Origin of the sequence: Streptococcus hillyeri (genome assembly GCF_041081565.1) — a bacterium.
GTDB classification, from domain to species: domain Bacteria; phylum Bacillota; class Bacilli; order Lactobacillales; family Streptococcaceae; genus Streptococcus; species Streptococcus hillyeri.
The window spans coordinates 2197694-2218728 of record NZ_CP163513.1 but is presented as its reverse complement, the minus strand read 5'-3'; the positions used below and the strand labels follow the sequence as shown (position 1 = coordinate 2218728).

20 protein-coding genes are annotated in these 21035 nt (G+C 36.5%); 14 read left to right on the top strand and 6 right to left on the bottom strand.

Translation table 11 applies throughout. From position 1 onward, the window contains the following. The first annotated feature begins 31 nt into the window (after nucleotides 1-31). Both AB6M99_RS10980 and guaB read left to right on the top strand, forming a co-directional pair. Complete coding sequence (locus tag AB6M99_RS10980; protein ID WP_121835363.1) at nucleotides 32-1321, top strand: metallophosphoesterase; 1290 nt, start codon at nucleotides 32-34, stop codon at nucleotides 1319-1321. A 159-nt stretch (nucleotides 1322-1480) separates the two neighbouring features. Continuing rightward, nucleotides 1481-2962, top strand: coding sequence for an IMP dehydrogenase (gene guaB / locus AB6M99_RS10975; RefSeq protein WP_369351240.1), 1482 nt, complete (start codon nucleotides 1481-1483; stop codon nucleotides 2960-2962). 65 nt (nucleotides 2963-3027) lie between these two features. Here the strand turns inward: guaB and recF are convergent, their stop codons facing one another. Together recF and yaaA are read right to left on the bottom strand one after the other, a co-directional pair. After that, nucleotides 3028-4137: a DNA replication/repair protein RecF gene (gene recF, locus AB6M99_RS10970; protein WP_369350818.1), complete on the bottom strand. Its 1110-nt coding sequence runs from the start codon at nucleotides 4135-4137 to the stop codon at nucleotides 3028-3030. A gap of 2 nt (nucleotides 4138-4139) precedes the next feature. Beyond that, the gene (yaaA, locus tag AB6M99_RS10965) at nucleotides 4140-4532 is read right to left on the bottom strand and encodes a S4 domain-containing protein YaaA (protein WP_121835357.1); all 393 of its coding nucleotides are present in this window, start codon (nucleotides 4530-4532) and stop codon (nucleotides 4140-4142) included. A gap of 79 nt (nucleotides 4533-4611) precedes the next feature. Between yaaA and AB6M99_RS10960 the strand changes: the two genes are divergently transcribed. The 8 genes from AB6M99_RS10960 to AB6M99_RS10925 all read left to right on the top strand — a co-directional run bounded on the left by AB6M99_RS10960 (nucleotide 4612) and on the right by AB6M99_RS10925 (nucleotide 12046). Then, complete coding sequence (locus AB6M99_RS10960; RefSeq protein WP_369350816.1) at nucleotides 4612-5859, top strand: M16 family metallopeptidase; 1248 nt, start codon at nucleotides 4612-4614, stop codon at nucleotides 5857-5859. Between the two features lies 1 nt (nucleotide 5860). After that, the gene (locus AB6M99_RS10955) at nucleotides 5861-7138 is read left to right on the top strand and encodes a pitrilysin family protein (protein ID WP_121835353.1); all 1278 of its coding nucleotides are present in this window, start codon (nucleotides 5861-5863) and stop codon (nucleotides 7136-7138) included. Nucleotides 7139-7213: 75 nt separating this feature from the next. Further along, complete coding sequence (locus tag AB6M99_RS10950) at nucleotides 7214-8080, top strand: helix-turn-helix domain-containing protein (RefSeq protein WP_369350814.1); 867 nt, start codon at nucleotides 7214-7216, stop codon at nucleotides 8078-8080. A gap of 8 nt (nucleotides 8081-8088) precedes the next feature. Beyond that, nucleotides 8089-8637, top strand: a complete 549-nt coding sequence (gene pgsA, locus AB6M99_RS10945; protein ID WP_121835349.1) for a CDP-diacylglycerol--glycerol-3-phosphate 3-phosphatidyltransferase — start codon at nucleotides 8089-8091, stop codon at nucleotides 8635-8637. After that, the gene (locus AB6M99_RS10940) at nucleotides 8634-9461 is read left to right on the top strand and encodes an energy-coupling factor ABC transporter ATP-binding protein (RefSeq protein WP_369350813.1); all 828 of its coding nucleotides are present in this window, start codon (nucleotides 8634-8636) and stop codon (nucleotides 9459-9461) included. The genes pgsA and AB6M99_RS10940 overlap by 4 nt, the downstream gene beginning before the upstream one ends. Next, on the top strand, nucleotides 9437-10279 hold the full coding sequence (locus tag AB6M99_RS10935) for an energy-coupling factor ABC transporter ATP-binding protein (RefSeq protein ID WP_121835345.1): 843 nt from the start codon (nucleotides 9437-9439) through the stop codon (nucleotides 10277-10279). Before AB6M99_RS10940 ends, AB6M99_RS10935 begins: the two co-directional genes overlap by 25 nt. Then, complete coding sequence (locus tag AB6M99_RS10930; RefSeq protein ID WP_121835343.1) at nucleotides 10272-11069, top strand: energy-coupling factor transporter transmembrane protein EcfT; 798 nt, start codon at nucleotides 10272-10274, stop codon at nucleotides 11067-11069. The genes AB6M99_RS10935 and AB6M99_RS10930 overlap by 8 nt, the downstream gene beginning before the upstream one ends. A 305-nt stretch (nucleotides 11070-11374) precedes the next feature. Then, nucleotides 11375-12046 carry a transglycosylase SLT domain-containing protein gene (locus tag AB6M99_RS10925; protein WP_369351239.1) on the top strand — a complete coding sequence of 224 codons (672 nt, stop codon included), beginning with the start codon at nucleotides 11375-11377 and terminating at the stop codon, nucleotides 12044-12046. Between the two features lie 17 nt (nucleotides 12047-12063). On the opposite strand, the gene AB6M99_RS10920 is transcribed toward AB6M99_RS10925, so the two are convergent. Genes AB6M99_RS10920 through sdaAB form a run of 4 tightly spaced genes read right to left on the bottom strand, consistent with a single transcriptional unit; the run spans nucleotide 12064 to nucleotide 14826 of the window. Next, the gene (locus AB6M99_RS10920; protein WP_121835339.1) at nucleotides 12064-12690 is read right to left on the bottom strand and encodes an HAD-IA family hydrolase; all 627 of its coding nucleotides are present in this window, start codon (nucleotides 12688-12690) and stop codon (nucleotides 12064-12066) included. Beyond that, nucleotides 12671-13267, bottom strand: a complete 597-nt coding sequence (locus AB6M99_RS10915) for a histidine phosphatase family protein (RefSeq protein ID WP_121835337.1) — start codon at nucleotides 13265-13267, stop codon at nucleotides 12671-12673. The genes AB6M99_RS10920 and AB6M99_RS10915 overlap by 20 nt, the downstream gene beginning before the upstream one ends. Beyond that, nucleotides 13267-14142 (bottom strand): L-serine ammonia-lyase, iron-sulfur-dependent, subunit alpha, encoded by an 876-nt coding sequence (sdaAA, locus tag AB6M99_RS10910; protein ID WP_121835335.1) that lies wholly within the window; start codon nucleotides 14140-14142, stop codon nucleotides 13267-13269. The genes AB6M99_RS10915 and sdaAA overlap by 1 nt, the downstream gene beginning before the upstream one ends. 12 nt (nucleotides 14143-14154) lie before the next feature. After that, a complete protein-coding gene (gene sdaAB / locus AB6M99_RS10905; protein ID WP_121835333.1) occupies nucleotides 14155-14826 on the bottom strand; it encodes an L-serine ammonia-lyase, iron-sulfur-dependent subunit beta in 672 nt (223 codons plus the stop codon). A 234-nt stretch (nucleotides 14827-15060) separates the two neighbouring features. Here sdaAB and mnmA point away from each other — a divergent pair, with 234 nt between their 5' ends. The 4 genes from mnmA (at nucleotide 15061) to AB6M99_RS10885 (ending at nucleotide 21035) form a co-directional block, all read left to right on the top strand. After that, nucleotides 15061-16182: a tRNA 2-thiouridine(34) synthase MnmA gene (gene mnmA, locus AB6M99_RS10900; protein ID WP_183121656.1), complete on the top strand. Its 1122-nt coding sequence runs from the start codon at nucleotides 15061-15063 to the stop codon at nucleotides 16180-16182. 24 nt (nucleotides 16183-16206) lie between these two features. Continuing rightward, entirely contained in the window at nucleotides 16207-16968 is a 762-nt protein-coding gene (locus AB6M99_RS10895) for a CPBP family intramembrane glutamic endopeptidase (RefSeq protein ID WP_121835331.1), read from the top strand. Nucleotides 16969-17111: 143 nt separating this feature from the next. Then, nucleotides 17112-19013, top strand: coding sequence for a tRNA uridine-5-carboxymethylaminomethyl(34) synthesis enzyme MnmG (mnmG, locus tag AB6M99_RS10890; RefSeq protein WP_121835329.1), 1902 nt, complete (start codon nucleotides 17112-17114; stop codon nucleotides 19011-19013). Between the two features lie 63 nt (nucleotides 19014-19076). Then, the gene (locus tag AB6M99_RS10885; protein ID WP_369350804.1) at nucleotides 19077-21035 is read left to right on the top strand and encodes a DHH family phosphoesterase; all 1959 of its coding nucleotides are present in this window, start codon (nucleotides 19077-19079) and stop codon (nucleotides 21033-21035) included.

Sequence of the window (21035 nt, the reverse complement as noted above, 5' to 3'; positions counted from 1 at the left end):
GTGAGGCAATGCCTCACCCTTTTGTCATAACATGAAAAAGAAATTTATCATAATAGCTGTAATCTGTTTAATCTTAGTTGCTTTTCTGAAACTAGTTTCAGACTCTCATCTAAATCAAAATGGTTATCATAGCAATAACTCCCTCTCTGAAAAAACAGTTTCAATCATTGTTGCGACAGATTTACACTATTTGTCTCCATCTTTACATGATAATGAATCATTCTTTACAGACATGATTGACAACGCTGATGGTAAATACATGTATTATATTGAAGACATTACAGAGGCTTTTGTTGACACGGTGATTGAAGAAAGACCAGAATTTCTCATTCTTAGTGGAGACCTAACTTTTAATGGTGAAAGAGAGAGTCATTTAGGGTTAGAGAAAAAGTTGAATCGTATCAAAGGGGCAGGTATAACTATTCTTGTCATCCCAGGTAATCATGATATTGATCGCTCTAGTGCAGCTAAATTTACAGGGGATGGTTATGAGTTAGTAGATTCGATTTCAAAAAAACAATTCTCAGAAATTTATGGGCAATATGGTTTACAAAAATCTTTACACAAAGATGACAACTCACTTTCCTATATTTACAGTGCAAGGAAAGATTTATGGTTTTTGTGTGTTGACAGTAATAGCAATGGTGACAACAAACTTTCTTCTGAGACTTTAAAATGGATTGAGGATAGATTGAAAGAAGCTGAAAAAAATAAGATTAAAGTCATCGGTATTAGCCATCAGAACTTGATTTCACATAATCCTGACTTTACTTCAGGTTTTCTTATCGATCAATCCCCTAAACTATCTGCTTTGTATCGAAATTCACCGCTATTTTTAAATCTTAGTGGACATATTCATATCCAGCATATTAGCAAAGGACAAACTCCTGAAATAATAACTTCTTCATTGGCCGTTTCTCCGCACCAATATGGAAAAATAACAGTGAGTGCTAAAACATTAGATTATCAAGTAGAACAGTTAGATGTTGAAGGTTGGGCAAAAGACAAGCAAATGAGTGATGAGACATTATTGCATTTTTCACAGCATTCTCGAGCATTTATGGAAGATGTGGCTAAACGTAAGAGTAATGAATGGTTGTCAACGTCTCAACTTCCTACTGAAAAATTGATATTAGCAAGGAATACATTTGCTAGTTTAAATGCTGACTATTTTGCTGGTAAGTCAATTAATATAGCAGATTATTCTGAGGGAATTTCAATCTTAAAAAATGAAGATGATGGTTTTATAACCTCATATTTGGAGACTATTTTAACTGATACTCAAAAAAATCATCAAGAAGTATCGTTATCTATTGACTGATAATCTGGGATAAATAGTTGTTATTTTTAGCTAATAAGAAATAATTCTTGGTAAATAAATATTTTTATTCGGAATAATTGACAAATCATTTTATAATGATATTATAGTAAAAACAAAAAGTCTGAGGACTGATACTAATTAAGAAAAGAGGAACTTTTAATGTCAAACTGGGACACTAAATTTTTGAAAAAAGGATTTACCTTTGACGACGTACTACTCATTCCAGCAGAGAGTCATGTTTTGCCTAATGATGTCAATATGAAGACGAAACTAGCTGACAATCTAACATTAAATATTCCTATTATCACAGCTGCTATGGATACCGTGACAGATAGCAAAATGGCTATTGCTATTGCTCGTGCAGGTGGTCTTGGTGTGATTCATAAAAATATGTCAATTGAACAACAAGCCGAGGAAATTCGCAGAGTTAAGCGTTCAGAAAATGGTGTTATTATTGACCCATTCTTCTTGACACCGAATAACAAGGTTTCAGAGGCTGAAGATTTAATGCAAAGCTATCGTATATCAGGTGTTCCAATTGTTGAATCTGTTGAAAATCGTAAATTGGTAGGTATTATTACTAATCGTGATATGCGTTTCATCTCTGACCTTAATTCTCTCATTTCAGAACATATGACATCAGAGGAGTTGATTACTGCTCCAGTTGGCACTGATTTAGCGACAGCAGAGAAAATTCTTCACCAGCACCGTATTGAAAAATTACCTTTGGTTGATGAAAATGGTCGTTTGTCTGGTCTTATCACTATCAAAGATATTGAGAAAGTGATTGAGTTTCCTAATGCAGCGAAAGATGAATTTGGTCGTTTGCTAGTTGCAGGGGCAGTTGGAGTAACTTCAGATACTTTTGAACGTGCAGAAGCTCTTTTTGAAGCTGGTGCAGATGCTATTGTTATTGACACGGCTCACGGTCACTCAGCTGGTGTACTTCGTAAAATTGCTGAAATTCGTGCTCACTTCCCAAATCGTACATTAATTGCTGGTAATATTGCAACAGCAGAAGGTGCACGTGCTCTCTATGAAGCAGGTGTTGACGTTGTTAAAGTTGGTATTGGCCCAGGTTCAATCTGTACAACACGTGTTGTTGCAGGTGTAGGTGTTCCTCAGTTAACCGCAATTTATGATGCTGCATTTGTTGCTCGCGAGTACGGAAAAACAATCATCGCAGATGGTGGTATTAAATACTCAGGTGATATCGTAAAAGCTCTTGCAGCCGGTGGAGATGCTGTTATGCTTGGTTCAATGTTTGCTGGTACAGACGAGGCACCAGGAGAAACAGAAATTTACCAAGGACGTAAATTCAAAACCTACCGTGGTATGGGCTCAATTGCAGCTATGAAAAAAGGGTCAAGTGACCGTTACTTCCAAGGTTCAGTTAATGAAGCTAATAAGCTTGTTCCAGAAGGAATTGAAGGCCGTGTAGCCTATAAAGGTGCAGTTTCAGATATCGTCTTCCAAATGATTGGTGGTATTCGTTCTGGTATGGGTTACGTTGGAGCAGCTAATTTAAAAGAGCTTCACGACAATGCACAATTTATTGAAATGTCAGGTGCAGGATTGATTGAAAGTCACCCACATGATGTTCAAATTACAAATGAAGCACCAAATTACTCATTAAAATAAGTAAGAAAAAACGCACATTACTGTAAAGGTGGTGTGCGTTTTTGTAAACATAAACTTGACAAGGACTATTCAGAAATTTCTCCATTGACAACATGGAACATCTTCAGATTTTCTGGAAGATCCTTTAGATGAGATAAACTTGTTGTTGTTATAAATGTTTGAACATTTTCAGATATGATATTATGAAGTAATTGAGATTGACGATTATTGTCAAGTTCACTCATGACATCGTCAAGTAAGAGAATAGGGTTATCGCCAGTAACTTTTTTAAATAAAGCAATTTCTGCCATTTTTAAAGACAGAATGACACTTCTTTGCTGTCCTTGACTACCAAATGTGGCATTAATATCATTAATATCATTAATATCATTAATATAAAACTCTAAGTCATCCCTGTGTGGGCCGACACCAGTATTTTTCTTAAAGATATCTCGTGACCGTGATTTTTTTAATTGTTCAATAAAATTTACAGAGATGTCAACTTCATTTGTAAAGGAGATAGAAGACATATAATTGAAGCGTAAGTGTTCATTCTGGCTAGAAATACTAAGATGATGTTTACTAGCTTCTCTTTCCAAGTCTTTAATAAATTCTAATCGATGTTCAATAACTCTAGTTCCATAATAAGCTAATTGGTCATCAAGGACGTCAAGGAAAGTTTCATCAACAGATTGAGATGTTTTAAGATAGGCATTTCGTTGTTTTAAAATATGATTATAACTTGAAAGATCAGCGAGATAGAGTGGTTTGATTTGCCCTAAATCAATATCAATAAACTTACGTCTTAATGATGGAGAGCCTTTTATGAGCTGTAAATCCTCGGGGGCAAATAGAACAACTGTCATCGTCCCAATATAGTCCGATAATTTTGCTTGTTTGAGATGATTTACTTTAGTAGTACGCCCGCGATTAGTTAAGATAATCTCAAGCGGGACTTTGCCGTTGACACGATTGACAATACCTGTCAATTTAGTATCAACCTCGTTAAAAAGAATTAATTCTTTATCGGAACGGGTACGATGACTTCGAGTTAGAGAAAGAAAGTAAATAGCTTCTAAAAAATTTGTTTTTCCCTGAGCATTTTGGCCGATAAAAACATTTAGGCCAGGAGAAAATTCAGCCTCTAAGGTCTTATAATTTCTGTAATTTGTAAGTGAGATACGTTCAATCCACATATTTATGTTCCTGGAAAACGAACGGGACGTTTTTCTACTGCTTGTTTATTTTTTGATAACTTTGTCTTTTTAGTTGGAGAGGAGCTTTGCTTTTTATGAGACTGGTTAAGTTTTTTGACAAGAGTAGCTACTCGATTTTTTTCAGCCACTTCTTCAAGGTGAACTTTTCGCTCTTCTTCACTAGGTTTTTGTAATGTAATGGTTATTCCTTTGCTAGGAATGTCAATAATATCACCTAGGCGAATTTTTTTTCCGCGTCGCTCTTCCTTTTCCCCATTAAAAAGGACGTCATATTCTTTCAAAAAAGCTTTAATAGCGCCACCGCTTTGAATAATTCCAAGCTCTTTGAGCAAGGCTTGCAACGTAATAAATTCATCGAATAGTGTATATTTCATAAAATCCTCGACTTTCTGTAAAGATAATTATAGCATAAAATGTTATAATAGATGAGATTAAATTTAGACAGGAATTACTATGAAATTAGCAGAAGGTGTGGACTTACATTTTATCAAAAATCAGCAATTTAAAACCAATCACCTTACTTTTCGTTTTTCAGGACATCGTCAATCTAAAACAGTTTCCAGAAGAGTTCTGGTTGCTCAGATGTTGGCGACAGCCAGTGAAGATTTTCCAAATAATAAGCTTCTTCGTGAGCGATTTGCTAATCTCTATGGTGCAAGTCTTTCAACAAATGTTAGCACTCGCGGGAATATCCATATTGTTGATATCGATATCTCTTTTATGAGTAATCGATACGTTTTGGGGCAGGAAGACCTTTTAGGAGAAGTTATTACAATTATTGGGCAGCTTTTATTTCGTCCGTTAATCTCTCTTGAAAAATACCAAACAAAGACCTTTGATATTGAAAAAAAGAATCTTATTCGTTACCTAGAAATAGATGAACAGGATCAATTTTATAATAGTATGATAGGTTTACAGAAACTTTACTATGAAGAAGAGTCTCTTCAAATTTCAAAATATGGAACAAAAGAGTTGATTGAAAAGGAAAATGCCTTTACAGCTTATCAAGAGTTTCAAAAAATGCTCAAAGAGGATAAGATTGATATTTTTCTCTTAGGAGATTTTAATGACTATCAAGCAACACGTCAATTAATCCAATTTCCATTGCTAGATAGAGATATATCTTTACAGAAGGTTTACAAACAAGAATTTTTAAATATTGTCAAAGAAAAGGTAGTCTCTAAAGACACCACCCAATCTATTTTACAACTTGGTTACCATGTCCCAATTTATTATGGTAGTCAAGAATATTATGCGATGCTGGTTGCTGAAGGGATGCTAGGTGGTTTTTCACACTCCAAACTCTTTACAGTTGTTCGAGAACAAGAGAGTTTGGCCTATACTGTTGGAATTCGCTATGACGCTTTTACGGGATTTCTAAGAATATATGCGGGTATTGAAAAAAATAGCAGAGCAAAGACCTTTAAGGTGATTAATCAGCAAATCAATGAATTAAAAATGGGACTTTTTTCAAGTCAACTGGTAAAGCAAACGAAGCAAATGATCATCGGAAATGCCAAAATGTCAATGGACAATCCTAAAGCTCTGATTGAACAAACTTATAGTAGTGCTATATTTAGTGAAGAGAGTGTCGATTTGCAATCGTTTATTGACAACATTAGCAAAGTAACGAAACGTGATATCGTTGCAGCTATTGGTATGATGAAGTTACAGGCAGTGTATTTTTTGGAAGGAGAATAAGATGAGTCGCTTAGAGAAAATTGACTATCCATTTTTAAACCAAGAAATTTACTTTAGACATATGAATAACGGAATGAACGTTTATTACCTTCCTAAAAAAGGCTTTCAAGAACGTTCAGCAATATTGACAGTTAATTTTGGTTCGATTGACACCAAGTTTACATCTAACGATTATTCAAAAGAATATTCTTCTGGGGTTGCGCATTTTTTAGAACACCAACTGTTTAGAAATCAACACGGAGAGGATGTTGGTAATCAGTTTACAGTTCTTGGTTCAGATAGTAATGCCTACACTACTTTTGACAAGACATCTTATTTCTTTTCAACAGTAGAATCTTTTGAAGAATCCTTAGAATTGTTATTAGACTTTACAAGTAGTTTACACATAACTGAGGAAAGTATCCAAAGAGAAAAAGGAATTATTGAACAAGAAATTGCTATGTATCAAGATGATCCAGACTATCGTCTTTATAGTGGTATTTTGGCGAATTTATATCCAAATACGCCTTTAGCAATGGATGTTGCAGGAACTAAAGAATCAATCGGAATGTTGTCATTAACAGATTTGAAAGAGAATTTTGATAGTTTTTACCGACCAGATTTTAAAAGCTTAGTCTTAGTTGGAGATTTTGATGTCAAGGCGATTGACAGAATTGTTCGAAAGAGGGAGACAAATAGACGTAAAACATTACCAGAAATTGTAAGACCAAATCTTGATTTAGTTCAACCTGTTGTGAAATCATCTATCCAAATGGATGTGACCACTTCAAAATTAGGACTTGGTTTTAGAGGTAATCTAGCTCCTGGGTTGTCTATCGTCGAGAATAAATTAGCTCTACGTCTATTTTTAGCAATGTTATTTGGTTGGACTTCTCATCGCTATCAAGATTGGTATGACAAGGGAAAAATTGATGATTCTTTTGATATAGAGATTGAGATTTCTGAGCGGTTTGGTTTTGTTATTTTAATGCTTGATACTGAGCAGCCAATTGCTATGGGAACTCAACTTCGTAAAAATTTGATTAATGTTAGGCAGAATAAAGATGTTAATCAAAATCATTTGATAACCATAAAAAATGAAATTTATGGTGAATTCATTCGTAGTTTGGATAGTATTGAGGAATTGGGACATCAATTTTTACAATATCAAGATGAGGATTATTCTTATTTTGATTTTCCAAATTTGTTAACAAAATTAGACTTAGAAACCATTATTACTGTCGGTGAATATTTCTTTAATCAAGCTGAGAAAACAGAATTCATCGTTTTTCCAAAATAACAGGAAATTATCATTTTTTTTGCTATAATAGAAACACTGAGCTAGAAGGGAATTTTAAATTATATGAATGGTAAAATGATTGGAGATATTTTACGCGAAGCACGCCTAAGTAAACAATTACAACTGACGGATATTGAGAGTAGAACAGGGATTGCGGTTCATCATCTTTTAGCCTTGGAGCTAGATCAGTTTAGTTTAGTACCTGCTGAGGAAGTTGAATTATATCTTAGAAGTTACGCAGAGTTAGTAAACTTAGATGCTGAAGAAATTTTAATTCAATATGCAAATCAAAACTCATTTCTAAATACATTACCTCACTCTCGAGTAGCAAAAACGAAAAGTGAGCTTGTTTCTATCTCTGTAGACAAGGAAGATGTTCCTATGGAACGTATGGCTCATAGACGTCGTCGTAGTCACCGTGAGGCGACTCAAAAGAAATCAGTTTTTCCAAAAGTACTATTGAGCTTATTGAGTATTTCTATCATTGCTCTAATCGGTTATTTTGCTGTTAAACATTGGCCACTTACTGATTTTATCAAACAAGCAGGAAACGAAACGCCATCAACCACAGAAGAAACAACAGTAACAACAGCGGTAGAAACAACAACAGTAACAGAGATGCCAATAGTTCTTAAAGCTGAAGTTCAGGAAGATGGTAGTTACCTAGCAACTCTAAAAACCGATAAAGAAGTTAGTGATGTGACGTTTACCCTAAAAGAGGGTGAAAGTTGGGTTAGTTTAAATGACGGTGTCAATGGAGAACAAGGAATGCTCTTGACACCAGATCAAAATACGTTTACACTTTCTGTAAACAAAGGGACATCTCCGTTTATCACAGTTGGTCAACCAACACAGACAACCATTACTGCTGACGGTCAAGAAATCGATTTATCAGAACTTGTCAATAGTGTTCCAGCAACCTTTACACTAAAAGTAGAATAGGAAAAATGATGTTTAATAAAAAAGAAAATATACCTAATTTATTAACAGTTGGGCGTATCGTCTTAATACCTGTATTTTTATTACTTGCTTCAATTCCAAACCATATTTTTTGGCATATTACTGCTGCGATTATTTTTGCTGTGGCTAGTTTGACAGATTATTTAGACGGTTATCTAGCTCGTAAGTGGAAAGTTGTTACTAATTTCGGAAAATTTGCAGATCCTCTTGCAGATAAGATGTTAGTGATGTCTGCTTTCATTATGTTAGTTGGCTTGGACTTAGCGCCAGCTTGGGTATCAGCAGTTATTATCTGTCGTGAACTAGCGGTTACAGGACTTAGGCTTCTCTTAGTTGAAACAGGTGGAGAGGTACTCGCTGCTGCTATGCCTGGCAAAATTAAGACAGCAACGCAGATGTTAGCGGTTATTTTACTACTTTGTCACTGGTCATTGATTGGAAATATAATGTTATATATTTCTCTATTTTTCACTCTCTATTCAGGATATGACTATTTCAAGGGAGCAAGTTTTTTGTTTAAGGATACATTTAGTAAATGATTGAACTAAAAAATGTTACGTTTCGTTACGAGGAAGACCAGAAAAAGCCAACGCTTGATGATATATCGTTTCACGTGAAACGTGGTGAATGGCTATCAATTGTCGGGCATAATGGTTCTGGAAAATCAACAACAATTCGCTTAATAGACGGTCTTCTAGAGGCGGAATCTGGTGAGATTTGGATTGCTGGTGAAAGACTTACTGAAGAAAACATCTGGGATACTCGTCACAAGATTGGAATGGTTTTTCAGAATCCAGACAATCAATTTGTCGGTGCTACGGTAGAAGACGATGTTGCTTTCGCTCTTGAGAATAAAGGACTTCCTTACGAAGAAATGGTCTCATGCGTGAGTGAAGCATTGGAAATGGTCGGAATGGCAGATTTTAAGACCAAGGAGCCGGCTCGTTTATCTGGTGGGCAAAAGCAACGTGTTGCTATTGCGGGAGCTTTAGCAATGAATCCGGAGATTTTAATCCTTGATGAGGCTACCAGTATGTTGGATCCAGAAGGACGTTTAGAATTGATTAGTCTGATGCAGAAAGTCCGTGAAGAACGTCAAATGACGGTCATTTCTATCACTCATGACCTTGACGAGGTCGCACTCAGTGACCGTGTCATCGTCATGCAAGAGGGGAGAATAGAGTCGTCTTCAGAACCACGTGAACTTTTTACCCGTGGGGAACAGCTGATTGACTTGGGACTTGACATTCCCTTTACAGCAAATGTTATTAAAGAATTGTCAGGAAATTTAGCGTTTAGTGCTGATTATTTAACAGAGAAGGAATTAGAAGAAGAACTATGGGCATTACTCTCGAAAATGTAAGCTACACTTACCAAGCGGGAACACCTTTTGAAGGGCGTGCCCTTTTTGATGTGAGTCTTGCGATTGAAAAGGGGAGTTATACTGCTTTTATTGGACATACGGGTTCTGGGAAATCTACCATTATGCAATTGCTTAATGGGCTAAATATTCCTACAACTGGTACAGTTAAGATTGAAGAGCATGTGATTACCTCAAGTTCTAAACCAAAAGATATCAAGCAACTACGTCAAAAAGTAGGATTGGTTTTTCAATTTCCTGAAAGTCAATTATTTGAGGAAACTGTTCTTAAAGATGTCGCTTTTGGTCCTCAAAATTTTGGTGTTTCTCAAGAAAAAGCTGAGCAAACAGCTCGCGAGAAACTTTCTATGGTTGGTATCTCTGAGGAACTATTCGAAAAAAATCCTTTCGAATTGTCTGGAGGTCAGATGCGAAGAGTTGCGATTGCAGGTATTTTAGCAATGGAACCAGAAGTACTTGTTTTAGATGAACCAACTGCAGGTCTTGATCCAAAGGGACGTAAGGAATTAATGACCCTATTTAAAACACTACACCAAAGTGGTTTAACGATTGTTTTAGTAACTCATTTGATGGATGATGTGGCTGACTATGCTGATTTTGTCAATGTTTTAGAAAAAGGAAAACTTGTTTTATCAGGTACTCCAAAGGATGTCTTTCAACAAGTGAGTTTACTTGAAGAGAAGCAACTTGGTGTTCCTAAAATAACGAAACTAGCATATCAGTTGCAAAAAAGGGGTCTTTTTCTGGAAAAACTTCCTATTACGTTAACAGAGTTTAGGGAGGAAATGACTCATGGATAAATTAATTTTAGGGCGTTATATTCCAGGGAATTCCATTATTCATCGATTAGATCCTAGAAGTAAACTATTAGCGATGTTGATTTACATCATGATTATTTTTTGGGCAAATAATGTTGTCACAAATGCTTTACTTCTAGCTTTCTCACTCTTTGCAATATGGCTTTCTGGAATAAAGTTAAGTTTCTTTTTACGTGGTGTTAGGCCAATGATTGGCATTATTTTGTTTACTACCTTATTTCAGTTATTCTTTACAGGTGGTGGAGAAACACTTTTCCGATTTGCCTTTTTAAAAATCACGACATTTGGTTTAGAGCAGGCTGGAATTATCTTTATGCGTTTTGTATTGATTATATTCTTTTCAACTCTTTTAACCTTAACGACGACTCCTTTAAGTCTTGCTGATGCGGTAGAGTCACTATTAAATCCGCTAAAACCATTGAAGGTTCCTGCCCACGAAATCGGTCTAATGCTATCGCTCAGTCTACGTTTTGTTCCAACCTTAATGGATGATACCATTCGTATTATGAATGCTCAGAAGGCGCGTGGAGTAGATTTTGGAGAAGGAAATATTATTCAAAAAATTAAATCTATTATTCCAATCTTGATTCCTCTTTTTGCCTCCAGTTTTAAAAGAGCTGACGCCCTTGCTGTTGCTATGGAATCTCGTGGCTATCAAGGTGGGAACGGTCGTACCAAGTATCGTTTTCTAAAATGGAAAACAAGAGATACTCTTGCTTTATTGGTAATTTTAGTCCTATCTGTTCTATTATTTGTGTTGAAAAAAAATTAGAGATGTTTTTCAAACTTTAAAATCTGGTTGACAGTATTTAATAGCTTCCCAAATAGATAGGGCTAGTCAATTGAGTTTAAAATATTTAATGAAAATAGTAAAAAATGTTGACAAGTGTGTCAATGTTTTTTGTTATAATTGACGACAAGTATTTTCTAACAATAACTAGAAACACTGTTACAGAGTATTGTTTTTATTACAGGACACCTTATATAATGCCTATTTTTTAAACATAGGTGTAAACTAATGGTAATAATTATATGTTAAACTAATTGAGGCTAAAATTAAAAAAGGAAAATAAATTTATGTCATATAGCAGAGTCAAACGACGTGCGCTAAAAAAAGAGAAACATAGAAAAGTTACCTTAGGTTTGTTATTTACAGGATTGACAGTTGGATTGACAACTCAGTCTGTTAATACAGAATCATACGTAACAACCTCTAATCAAGAAAAGACAATTGAAAATTTCGAAGTATCTAGTTTGGAAACAAGTGTCCCACTTACGATTAAAGCGACAACTGCTGTTCCAACCGATGCTAATTCTGTAGCTTTTGCAACAGAAAATTTGCTAAAATCTGTTAATTATGAAATATTTTCTTCAGTTAACACTAATCATGTAGTTGATACTGAAAGTTCTTCACAGGTAAACGGAGTAACTCCTAGCCACACATCACAAACGGCTTTAGTTTCTCCAACAGCTTATTCAGGTGCTCTTGCTAATGGTAATACAGCAGGTGTGATTGGGTCTGAGGCTGCAGCTAGAATGGCAGCGGCAACAGGGGTACCACAATCAACTTGGGAATATATCATTGCTCGAGAATCAAATGGAAATCCAAATGTTGCAAATGCTTCAGGTGCATCTGGTCTGTTTCAAACAATGCCAGGATGGGGCTCAACTGCAACAGTTGATGATCAAATCAATTCTGCTCTCAATGCCTATAATGCCCAAGGGCTTTCAGCTTGGGGAATGCAATAAGATAAAAGCCATTGAAACTAAACTGTTTCAATGGCTTTTATAATTTCTGAAGGACTAAAGCAGATGTTATCAGCACCTGCTAATAAAAGTTCACTTTCTAATCCAAATCCCCATGTGACCCCGATTGTTTTAATGTTATTATTTTTACCACCAATGATATCGAATTTAGTATCACCTATAATCATTGCATCATTAGCTGCCATAGGCTCAGATGAGAGACAGGCTTTAATCACCTCAGTCTTATTTAACTGTTTGGGAGTATGACCGTAAATTCTTGTAAAATACTTGTCAATCTTTAAGTGCTTTAGCATGACATGAATCATAGGTTCATTTTTACTACTAGTGATGTATAATTTGTAGTTATTAGCGACTAAATCCTTTAGTAATTGTTCAATATTGGGGTATAATTCAACTTCAAAAACTCCGAATTTTTGATAGTATTCTCGATAAATCCTTACAGCTGAATTGACATCCTCAACATAGAGGGTAAAACTATCTTCTAAAGGAGGTCCAATAAAAGTTCTTAGGATTTCTGGCTCGGGACATGGCAGAGCTAGTTTTTCAAAAGTGTAAGCAAATGCATTTTTTATGCCGATACTAGAATCAACCAGTGTACCATCTAAATCAAAGAGAATAGATTTCATAAGACTCTCCTGTAAATATATTGTAAAGAGAAATTGACAAGCACTTCAAACGTTCAAACTGTAATTCGATAACAAAAGGCATGAGAGATTTTATATGATTGAATTCCTCATAGCCAAAAGAAGGATTAAAGTAGTTTACAATGGTTGAAATCGCAGTACCATGAGATCCAATAACAATTGATTTTTCCTGAGAGTCTTCCAGTATGCTCTTGAGTGCAGTGATGTTTCTATCTTGAACTTCTTGTAAACTTTCACCATCAGATAACTTATAGGTAAAATCGGACCATTGATTCTGTGCAAAGGTGTCAAAATCCTCTATCCAGACGTTATCAATTTTACGTTCTTTAAAATCATCAATGGTCATAATATCAAGCGTCAATTTTTGTGCTAAAGGAAGAACAGTATCAAAAGACCTTTTGTAAGGACTTGAATAGATACCGTCAATAATTTTCCCATTAAAAAAATCTAAAATAAATTGACGATCTTGTAAACCTTTTTTAGAAAGTTCACGGGAAAAATCGTCGTGATTATCATAGTTGGGTTCACAATGTCTAACCAAGAAAACGGATGTCGTCATTAGATTTCTCCAAAAATTTCTTTACTGTATTGACGACCTGTAGGAGTAGCTGCAAGACCACCTTCTGCAGTTTCTCGGAAAGCAGTTGGTAAGCTTGAGCCAACTTGGTACATGGCGTCTATGACTTCATCTACTGGAATTTGTGAGTTGATACCAGCTAGAGCCATATCTGCTGCAATTAGGGCAAAACTAGACCCAAGTGCATTGCGCTTGACACACGGAACTTCTACGAGACCAGCAACAGGGTCACAGATAAGCCCAAGCATATTTTTGATAACAAAGGCAATGGCTTGGCTAGCTTGAAAAGCTGTTCCGCCAGCAGCCATTACAACAGCTGCAGCAGCCATGGCAGACGCTGAACCGACCTCAGCTTGACAACCACCTTCTGCTCCAGAAATTGACGCATTATTGCCGATGACAAGACCAAAGGCACCAGCTGTAAAGAGAAAGTCAAGTTGCTCCTTATCAGATAGATGTAACTTATTAATAGCGGTTGACAGAACTGCTGGGAGACAGCCAGCACTACCAGCTGTTGGAGTCGCACAGACTAATCCCATTTTAGCATTTAATTCATTAACAGCCATAGCATTTCTTACAGCTGATAGAATGGTGGTATCTGACAGAGTCTTTCCAGATTGGATATAGGTATCCATCTTGACAGCATCTCCACCCGTTAATCCAGAAATCGATTTAGTTGGTGTCAATCCTTCCTTGACAGAGTCTTTCATAACTTGTAAATTACGAGACATGATAGACAAAATTTCTTCGCGACTACGACCAGTTAGTTCTACTTCTGTAGAAATCATCAAATCAGCAACATTTCCCTGATAGTTCTGTTCAGCTTGTTCTACTAATTCTTTTATCGTGTAAAACATTTTTATCTCCCCTTAATTAAAGAAATTGGCATTGTAAAGATTAGGAATTTTTTCAATTTCATTGACACAATCTTGACAATCTCTTGAATCAACTTCGATAATCATGATGGCTTTTTGTCCCTGGCTTTCACGTGTTACCGTCATTTGAGCAATATTGATATCATATTTTGAAAGAATATCCGTAACTTTGGCAATCATACCTGGAATATCTTTATGAACGACAATGATAGTAGGTGTATTCATTGACAAGGAGACAGAGAACCCGTTTAATTCGGTTACCTGAATATTGCCTCCACCGATTGAAATTCCTGTGATACTCATGCTTTTCTCCCCTTTTTTCACGGTAATTTTTGCCGTGTTAGGATGCGGTGCATTGCTGTCTTTTAAAATTTCCCAGTAGATTTTTATTCCACGCTGATGAGCAATTTCAAGTGAATTCTTAATGTCAGGATTATCAGTGTCCATTCCCATGATACCTGCCACAAGAGCTTTGTCAGTACCGTGTCCCTGATAGGTTTTTGCAAAAGAATTATACAGGGCAAAAGTGACACTTTCTGGGATTTCACCAAAGATTGAATGGATAACTTTACCAATTCTAACAGCCCCGGCCGTGTGGCTAGATGAAGGACCAATCATAACAGGTCCGATAATATCAAAAACCGATTGAAATTTTAAATGTTTCATAAGTATTTCCTCGTTTCATTTATGACTAATATTATATCAAAAAACATGGATATTAAAATAGTTATTAAGAAAGCGTCATCAGTAATCATAAAAAGTATGACAAGTGAATGTTTAATGGTATAATAGTTAGGCGCTTGGCGCTTCAAAATCGACCTTCAAATCGTTTTTTGAAAATCAAATTTTGAAATACGACCTTCAAATCGTTATTTCTACGAAAAGATGGGAGAACATATTATGAGTGATAACTCTAAGACACGTGTTGTCGTTGGTATGAGTGGCGGTGTTGATTCATCAGTAACAGCTTTGCTATTGAAAGAGCAAGGCTATGATGTTATCGGCGTCTTCATGAAGAACTGGGATGACACAGATGAAAATGGCTTTTGTACAGCAACAGAGGATTATAAAGATGTTGCCGCAGTTGCTGACCAAATTGGGATTCCTTATTACTCTGTCAACTTTGAAAAGGAGTATTGGGATCGTGTATTTGAATATTTCTTGGCAGAATATCGTGCAGGACGTACACCAAATCCAGATGTCATGTGTAACAAGGAGATTAAATTTAAAGCCTTTCTTGACTATGCGATGACACTTGGTGCTGACTATGTAGCTACTGGTCACTACGCTCAAGTAACACGAGATGAAAATGGCACAGTCCACATGCTACGTGGAGCAGATAACGGGAAAGACCAAACCTACTTCCTGAGCCAATTATCGCAAGAACAATTACAAAAAACCATGTTCCCTTTGGGGCATCTTGAGAAACCTCAAGTTCGTGAAATTGCAGAGCGTTCAGGTCTTGCGACAGCTAAGAAAAAAGATTCTACAGGCATTTGCTTCATCGGGGAGAAAAACTTTAAAGAATTTCTAAGTCAGTATCTACCAGCTCAAAAAGGGCGTATGATGACCATTGATGGTCGTGATATGGGTGAACATGCTGGGCTAATGTATTATACTATTGGTCAACGTGGTGGCCTTGGTATTGGTGGTCAACAAGGTGGCGATAATGAACCTTGGTTTGTTGTTGGAAAAGACTTGTCGCAAAATATTCTTTATGTAGGTCAAGGTTTCTACCACGAACACCTAATGTCAACCTCACTTGACGCATCATCAATTCACTTTACACGTGAAATGCCTAAAGAATTTACATTAGAATGTACTGCCAAATTCCGTTACCGTCAACCAGACAGTAAAGTAACTGTAAAAGTGATAGGGGACAAGGCAGAAGTTATCTTTGACGAGCCCCAACGTGCTATTACACCAGGTCAAGCTGTTGTTTTCTACGACGGTGACGAATGCCTTGGTGGTGGTATCATTGACATGGCTTATAAAAATGGGGAAGCTTGTCAGTATATTTAATAATCTATTAGAGTGGGAGAATGTATGAAAAAAGTTAAAAATATCTATTTACAAGTCATTTTATTGGAATTCTTTTTAATTGGAATACTGACTATTCTAAAAGTAGTGTTACCGTCACAACCAACTGTGAGGAGTTTACTTCAAGGTTTTATTTTAATTGCACTATATATGTATTTAAATAGACGTTTATTAAGAGTGGATGTTAATTTTTATTCGAAACATGTATCTATAAAGGAACAATTGATATCTTTAATTCCAATATTTATTTATATTTTAGTTTCCCTTATTCCTAATATTGTCTTAGAGTTCCAATCGCAGTTTTTTGTATCTGCACTACTTATAGGCTTAGTAGCAGGTATTATGGAGGAATATATTTTTAGAGGTTTATTTCTAGGCTGTCTTGTCAAATACAGTCAAGGTAATTCAAGAAAACTTTGGTTTGCATTAGTATTATCCTCCTCCCTTTTCGGTCTCACTCATGCTGCTAATTTTCTAGTACAGCCTGTCGCATTTACTGTCTATCAGATAATAACTAGTGGTATTATGGGAATGCTCTTTGGAGCGTTATACCTACGCACTCAATCTCTAGTTTGGGTAATACTAGTTCATTTTTTACAAGATTTTACTGTAATTGTGATTAAAGGATTTGAAGAAACTGTGCAACAGACTATTAATTGGTGGCAAATTCCAGTTGCAATTATTATTTTTGGAGGTGTAACCTTATTCTTATTACGTCCAAAAATGATGAAAAAAGTCATTTTACAGCATCGGCTGATTGCAAAATAAGATCATTTTTGTTACACTTACCTTAACAACTATCATGATGGTCAAAGCTCATGAGAATTGTACGTCTTTTTGGCGTACAGTTTTCTAGAGTTTTGGCTATTTTTGTGTTATGAACTAATTTAAATTAATGAATGGAAGTAATTATGACGCACGAATTTATTGAAACTTATGACGTTATTGTCGTTGGAGCTGGTCATGCTGGGGTTGAAGCCAGTCTTGCAGCAGCTCGAATGGGATGTAAGACTTTACTAGCTACCATCAACCTTGACATGTTGGCTTTTATGCCATGTAACCCATCAATTGGTGGTTCTGCTAAAGGAATCGTTGTCCGTGAGATTGATGCTCTTGGCGGAGAGATGGGGAAAAACATTGACAAGACTTACATCCAAATGAAAATGCTCAATACTGGTAAAGGGCCTGCTGTCCGCGCACTTCGTGCACAAGCTGACAAGGTTCTTTATTCTCGTGAAATGAAGCATACAGTTGAGCAGCAAGAAAATTTGACCCTTCGTCAAAGTATGATTGATGATATTCTAGTTGAGGATGGTCAAGTTGTCGGTGTCTTGACAGCAACTGGACAAAAGTATGGGGCTAAATCGGTTGTCGTAACGACAGGGACAGCCTTGCGTGGAGAGATTATTTTGGGTGATCTTAAGTATTCATCGGGTCCCAATAATAGTTTGGCATCAATCACTCTTGCAGATAATTTGAAAAAACTTGGTTTAGAAATTGGACGTTTTAAAACAGGAACCCCACCTCGTGTCAAGGCATCGTCAATTGATTATTCAGTTACTGAAATCCAGCCCGGTGACGAGAAGCCTAATCATTTCTCTTTTATGTCAAAAGATGAGGATTATTTAAAAAATCAAATCCCTTGTTGGCTAACCTATACCAATCAAACGAGTCATGACATTATTAACAAGAATTTGCACCGTTCCCCAATGTTTTCAGGTGTTGTCAAAGGAGTGGGCCCTCGATACTGTCCATCGATTGAAGATAAAATTGTCCGATTTGCGGATAAAGAGCGCCATCAACTCTTCTTAGAACCAGAAGGTCGTGAGACTGAGGAAGTCTACGTTCAAGGGTTATCAACATCACTTCCAGAAGATGTCCAACGTGAACTTCTTCATTCAATTAAGGGATTGGAAAAAGCTGAGTTGATGCGTACTGGGTATGCAATCGAGTATGATATTGTTTTGCCGCATCAGTTGCGTGCGACCCTTGAAACGAAATTGATTTCTGGACTCTTTACAGCTGGTCAGACCAATGGAACATCAGGCTATGAGGAAGCGGCAGGTCAAGGTCTTGTTGCAGGAATCAATGCTGCTCTCAAAGTCCAAGGCAAGCCAGAACTTATCTTGAAACGAAGCGATGCTTATATTGGAGTTATGATTGATGACCTTGTTACTAAGGGAACTTTGGAACCTTATCGCCTTTTGACAAGTCGTGCAGAGTATCGTTTGATTTTACGTCATGATAATGCAGATATGCGCTTGACATCAATTGGTCGTGAGATAGGTCTAGTTGATGATGAACGTTGGCAAGCTTTTGAAATCAAGAAAAATCAATTTGACAACGAGTTGACAAGGTTGTCAACTATTAAGTTAAAACCTGTCAAGGAAACAAATGAAAAAATTGAATCTCTTGGCTTTAAAGCTTTGACAGACGCGATGACAGCTAAAGAATTTATGCGCCGTCCTGAAATTTCTTATCAAACAGCAGTTAGCTTTATTGGACCTGCGGCAGAGGATTTAGACGACAAATTGATTGAGCTATTAGAAACAGAAATTAAGTACGAAGGATACATCAATAAGGCCCTAGATCAGGTTGACAAGATGAAGCGTATGGAAGAAAAACGTATTCCAGCAAATATTGACTGGGATGCGATTGATTCTATTGCGACAGAGGCCCGCCAAAAATTTAAGAAGATTAATCCTGAAACCATTGGACAAGCTAGTCGAATATCTGGTGTAAACCCAGCAGACATTTCTATCTTAATGGTTTACCTTGAAGGGAATAACAAGGCACGCAGAAAAAGTGAATAGCTTGAGGACCAGCCTTTATTTTAGGGCTGGTTTGTGTTATAATGGGGCATTAAGAGGTTTAAGATGAAAAAATTTCGTTTCGCCACCATTCACTTAGTTTTGATTGGTTTAATTATTTTTGGAATTTTGACTGCTAGTCTACGTATAGTAGTTAGTGATACAGAAAAAATAGTGTTTTTTTTAGTGGTTTCTATTATGATATCTGCCCTGCTTTTCTATCAGAAAAAGGGATATGAAGAGTCAGATTTAGAGCGTATTGAACGATTAAATGCTGATACAGAGCAGAGCCTAAAACAACTCTTGGACACAATGCCTGTCGGAGTTATTAAATTTAATCCTAGTTTGTGGTCTATTGAATGGTTCAATCCTTATGCGGAATTAATTTTTGCAGATCAGGAAGGGAATTTTAATAGTTCGTTAGTTCTTGATATCTTGGCTAATCAAAAAGAAAGCCCAATGACTGTAGCCAATATCAACAGTAAAAAGTATAGTTTAACTGTTGATTTTACGACTGGTATTCTTTATTTTTATGATAATCTGTCAGATTATCGGACTGGTGAATCTATTTCTGCTGCAAGTCCTGTTATCGGTATTATCTCTATTGATAATTATGATGATACGACAGAAAATTTAGCTGACGCGGAAGTCTCTCGTCTTAATAGCTTAATTGTGAAATTTGTGGCTGATTTCACGCAAAAATATCGTATCTTTTACCGTCGTGTTGACATGGACCGTTTTTATTTCTTCACAGATTATGCGGTGTTGAGCCAATTAATGGAATCTAAATTTGCTATTTTAGAGGAGTTTAGACAAGAAGCAAAGGCGTTTAATTTACCCTTGACAATGAGTATGGGGGTTTCTTATGGTGATAGTAAACACGATGAGATTGGTGAGATTGCTCAGAAAAATTTGAATATGGCCTTGGTACGTGGTGGTGATCAGGTTGTCGTCAAAGAAAATGATGAACATAAGGACTTCATTTATTTTGGCGGTGGTACGATTTCTACTGTTAAGCGTTCGCGTACAAGAACGAGAGCTATGATGACTGCTATTTCTGATAAAATTAAGACGGTTGATCAGGTTTTTGTCATGGGGCACCGTAATCTTGATATGGATGCCTTGGGTGCTGCCGTTGGAATGGAGTTCTTTTCTTCCAATATTATTTCAAACAGTTATACGGTTTATGATGACAAGAAAATGGCACCAGATATTGCGCGTGCCGTTGATCGCCTCAAAAGTGATGGAAATAGCAATCTGATTACGATTGAAGAAGCTTTGGAAAAAATCACTAATCAGTCTCTATTGATCATGGTTGACCATTCCAAGATATCCTTAACGTTGTCAAGGGAAGTTTACGATAGATTTACAGAGGTTGTTGTTGTCGACCATCATCGTCGTGATGAAGATTTTCCTAAAAATGCAGTTCTGACCTTCATTGAAAGTGGTGCAAGTTCCGCTAGTGAGCTGGTGACTGAGTTGATACAATTTCAAAATGCTTCTGCCAAGTTGAGTAAACTTCAAGCAAGTGTTGTTATGGCAGGTATCATGCTAGATACGAAAAACTTTTCGACTCGTGTTACCAGCAGAACTTTTGATGTAGGTTCTTACTTGAGAACATTGGGAAGTGACAGTGTTGAAATTCACAATATCTCCGCTACAGACTTTGATGAATACCGTATTATTAATGAGTTGATTTTACGAGGAGAAAAGTCATGGGAGTCGATTATTATCGCAAGTGGTTCTGAGGACACGTTTTATAGTAATGTGGTTGCTAGTAAGGCAGCAGATTCTTTACTGGACATGTCAGGTATAGAGGCAGCATTTGTAGTTGCCAAAAATGCTCAAGGTAATATTGCTATATCAGCACGAAGTCGTAGCAAAATCAATGTGCAACGCATCATGGAAGAACTCGGTGGCGGAGGTCACTTTAATCTAGCAGCTTGCCAACTAGAAAACCAGTCAGTTTCGGATGCTTTGCTATTACTCAAGGAAAAAATTAAAGAGGAATTAGAGGTAAGTTAA

Excerpts from the sequence above, each read along its gene's own strand:
- AB6M99_RS10980 (WP_121835363.1), top strand. The coding sequence starts at position 32 with ATGAAAAAGAAATTTATCATAATAGCTGTAATCTGTTTAATCTTAGTT.
- guaB (WP_369351240.1), top strand. The coding sequence starts at position 1,481 with ATGTCAAACTGGGACACTAAATTTTTGAAAAAAGGATTTACCTTTGAC.
- recF (WP_369350818.1), bottom strand. The coding sequence starts at position 4,137 with ATGTGGATTGAACGTATCTCACTTACAAATTACAGAAATTATAAGACC.
- yaaA (WP_121835357.1), bottom strand. The coding sequence starts at position 4,532 with ATGAAATATACACTATTCGATGAATTTATTACGTTGCAAGCCTTGCTC.
- AB6M99_RS10960 (WP_369350816.1), top strand. The coding sequence starts at position 4,612 with ATGAAATTAGCAGAAGGTGTGGACTTACATTTTATCAAAAATCAGCAA.
- AB6M99_RS10955 (WP_121835353.1), top strand. The coding sequence starts at position 5,861 with ATGAGTCGCTTAGAGAAAATTGACTATCCATTTTTAAACCAAGAAATT.
- AB6M99_RS10950 (WP_369350814.1), top strand. The coding sequence starts at position 7,214 with ATGATTGGAGATATTTTACGCGAAGCACGCCTAAGTAAACAATTACAA.
- pgsA (WP_121835349.1), top strand. The coding sequence starts at position 8,089 with ATGTTTAATAAAAAAGAAAATATACCTAATTTATTAACAGTTGGGCGT.
- AB6M99_RS10940 (WP_369350813.1), top strand. The coding sequence starts at position 8,634 with ATGATTGAACTAAAAAATGTTACGTTTCGTTACGAGGAAGACCAGAAA.
- AB6M99_RS10935 (WP_121835345.1), top strand. The coding sequence starts at position 9,437 with ATGGGCATTACTCTCGAAAATGTAAGCTACACTTACCAAGCGGGAACA.
- AB6M99_RS10930 (WP_121835343.1), top strand. The coding sequence starts at position 10,272 with ATGGATAAATTAATTTTAGGGCGTTATATTCCAGGGAATTCCATTATT.
- AB6M99_RS10925 (WP_369351239.1), top strand. The coding sequence starts at position 11,375 with ATGTCATATAGCAGAGTCAAACGACGTGCGCTAAAAAAAGAGAAACAT.
- AB6M99_RS10920 (WP_121835339.1), bottom strand. The coding sequence starts at position 12,690 with ATGAAATCTATTCTCTTTGATTTAGATGGTACACTGGTTGATTCTAGT.
- AB6M99_RS10915 (WP_121835337.1), bottom strand. The coding sequence starts at position 13,267 with ATGACGACATCCGTTTTCTTGGTTAGACATTGTGAACCCAACTATGAT.
- sdaAA (WP_121835335.1), bottom strand. The coding sequence starts at position 14,142 with ATGTTTTACACGATAAAAGAATTAGTAGAACAAGCTGAACAGAACTAT.
- sdaAB (WP_121835333.1), bottom strand. The coding sequence starts at position 14,826 with ATGAAACATTTAAAATTTCAATCGGTTTTTGATATTATCGGACCTGTT.
- mnmA (WP_183121656.1), top strand. The coding sequence starts at position 15,061 with ATGAGTGATAACTCTAAGACACGTGTTGTCGTTGGTATGAGTGGCGGT.
- AB6M99_RS10895 (WP_121835331.1), top strand. The coding sequence starts at position 16,207 with ATGAAAAAAGTTAAAAATATCTATTTACAAGTCATTTTATTGGAATTC.
- mnmG (WP_121835329.1), top strand. The coding sequence starts at position 17,112 with ATGACGCACGAATTTATTGAAACTTATGACGTTATTGTCGTTGGAGCT.
- AB6M99_RS10885 (WP_369350804.1), top strand. The coding sequence starts at position 19,077 with ATGAAAAAATTTCGTTTCGCCACCATTCACTTAGTTTTGATTGGTTTA.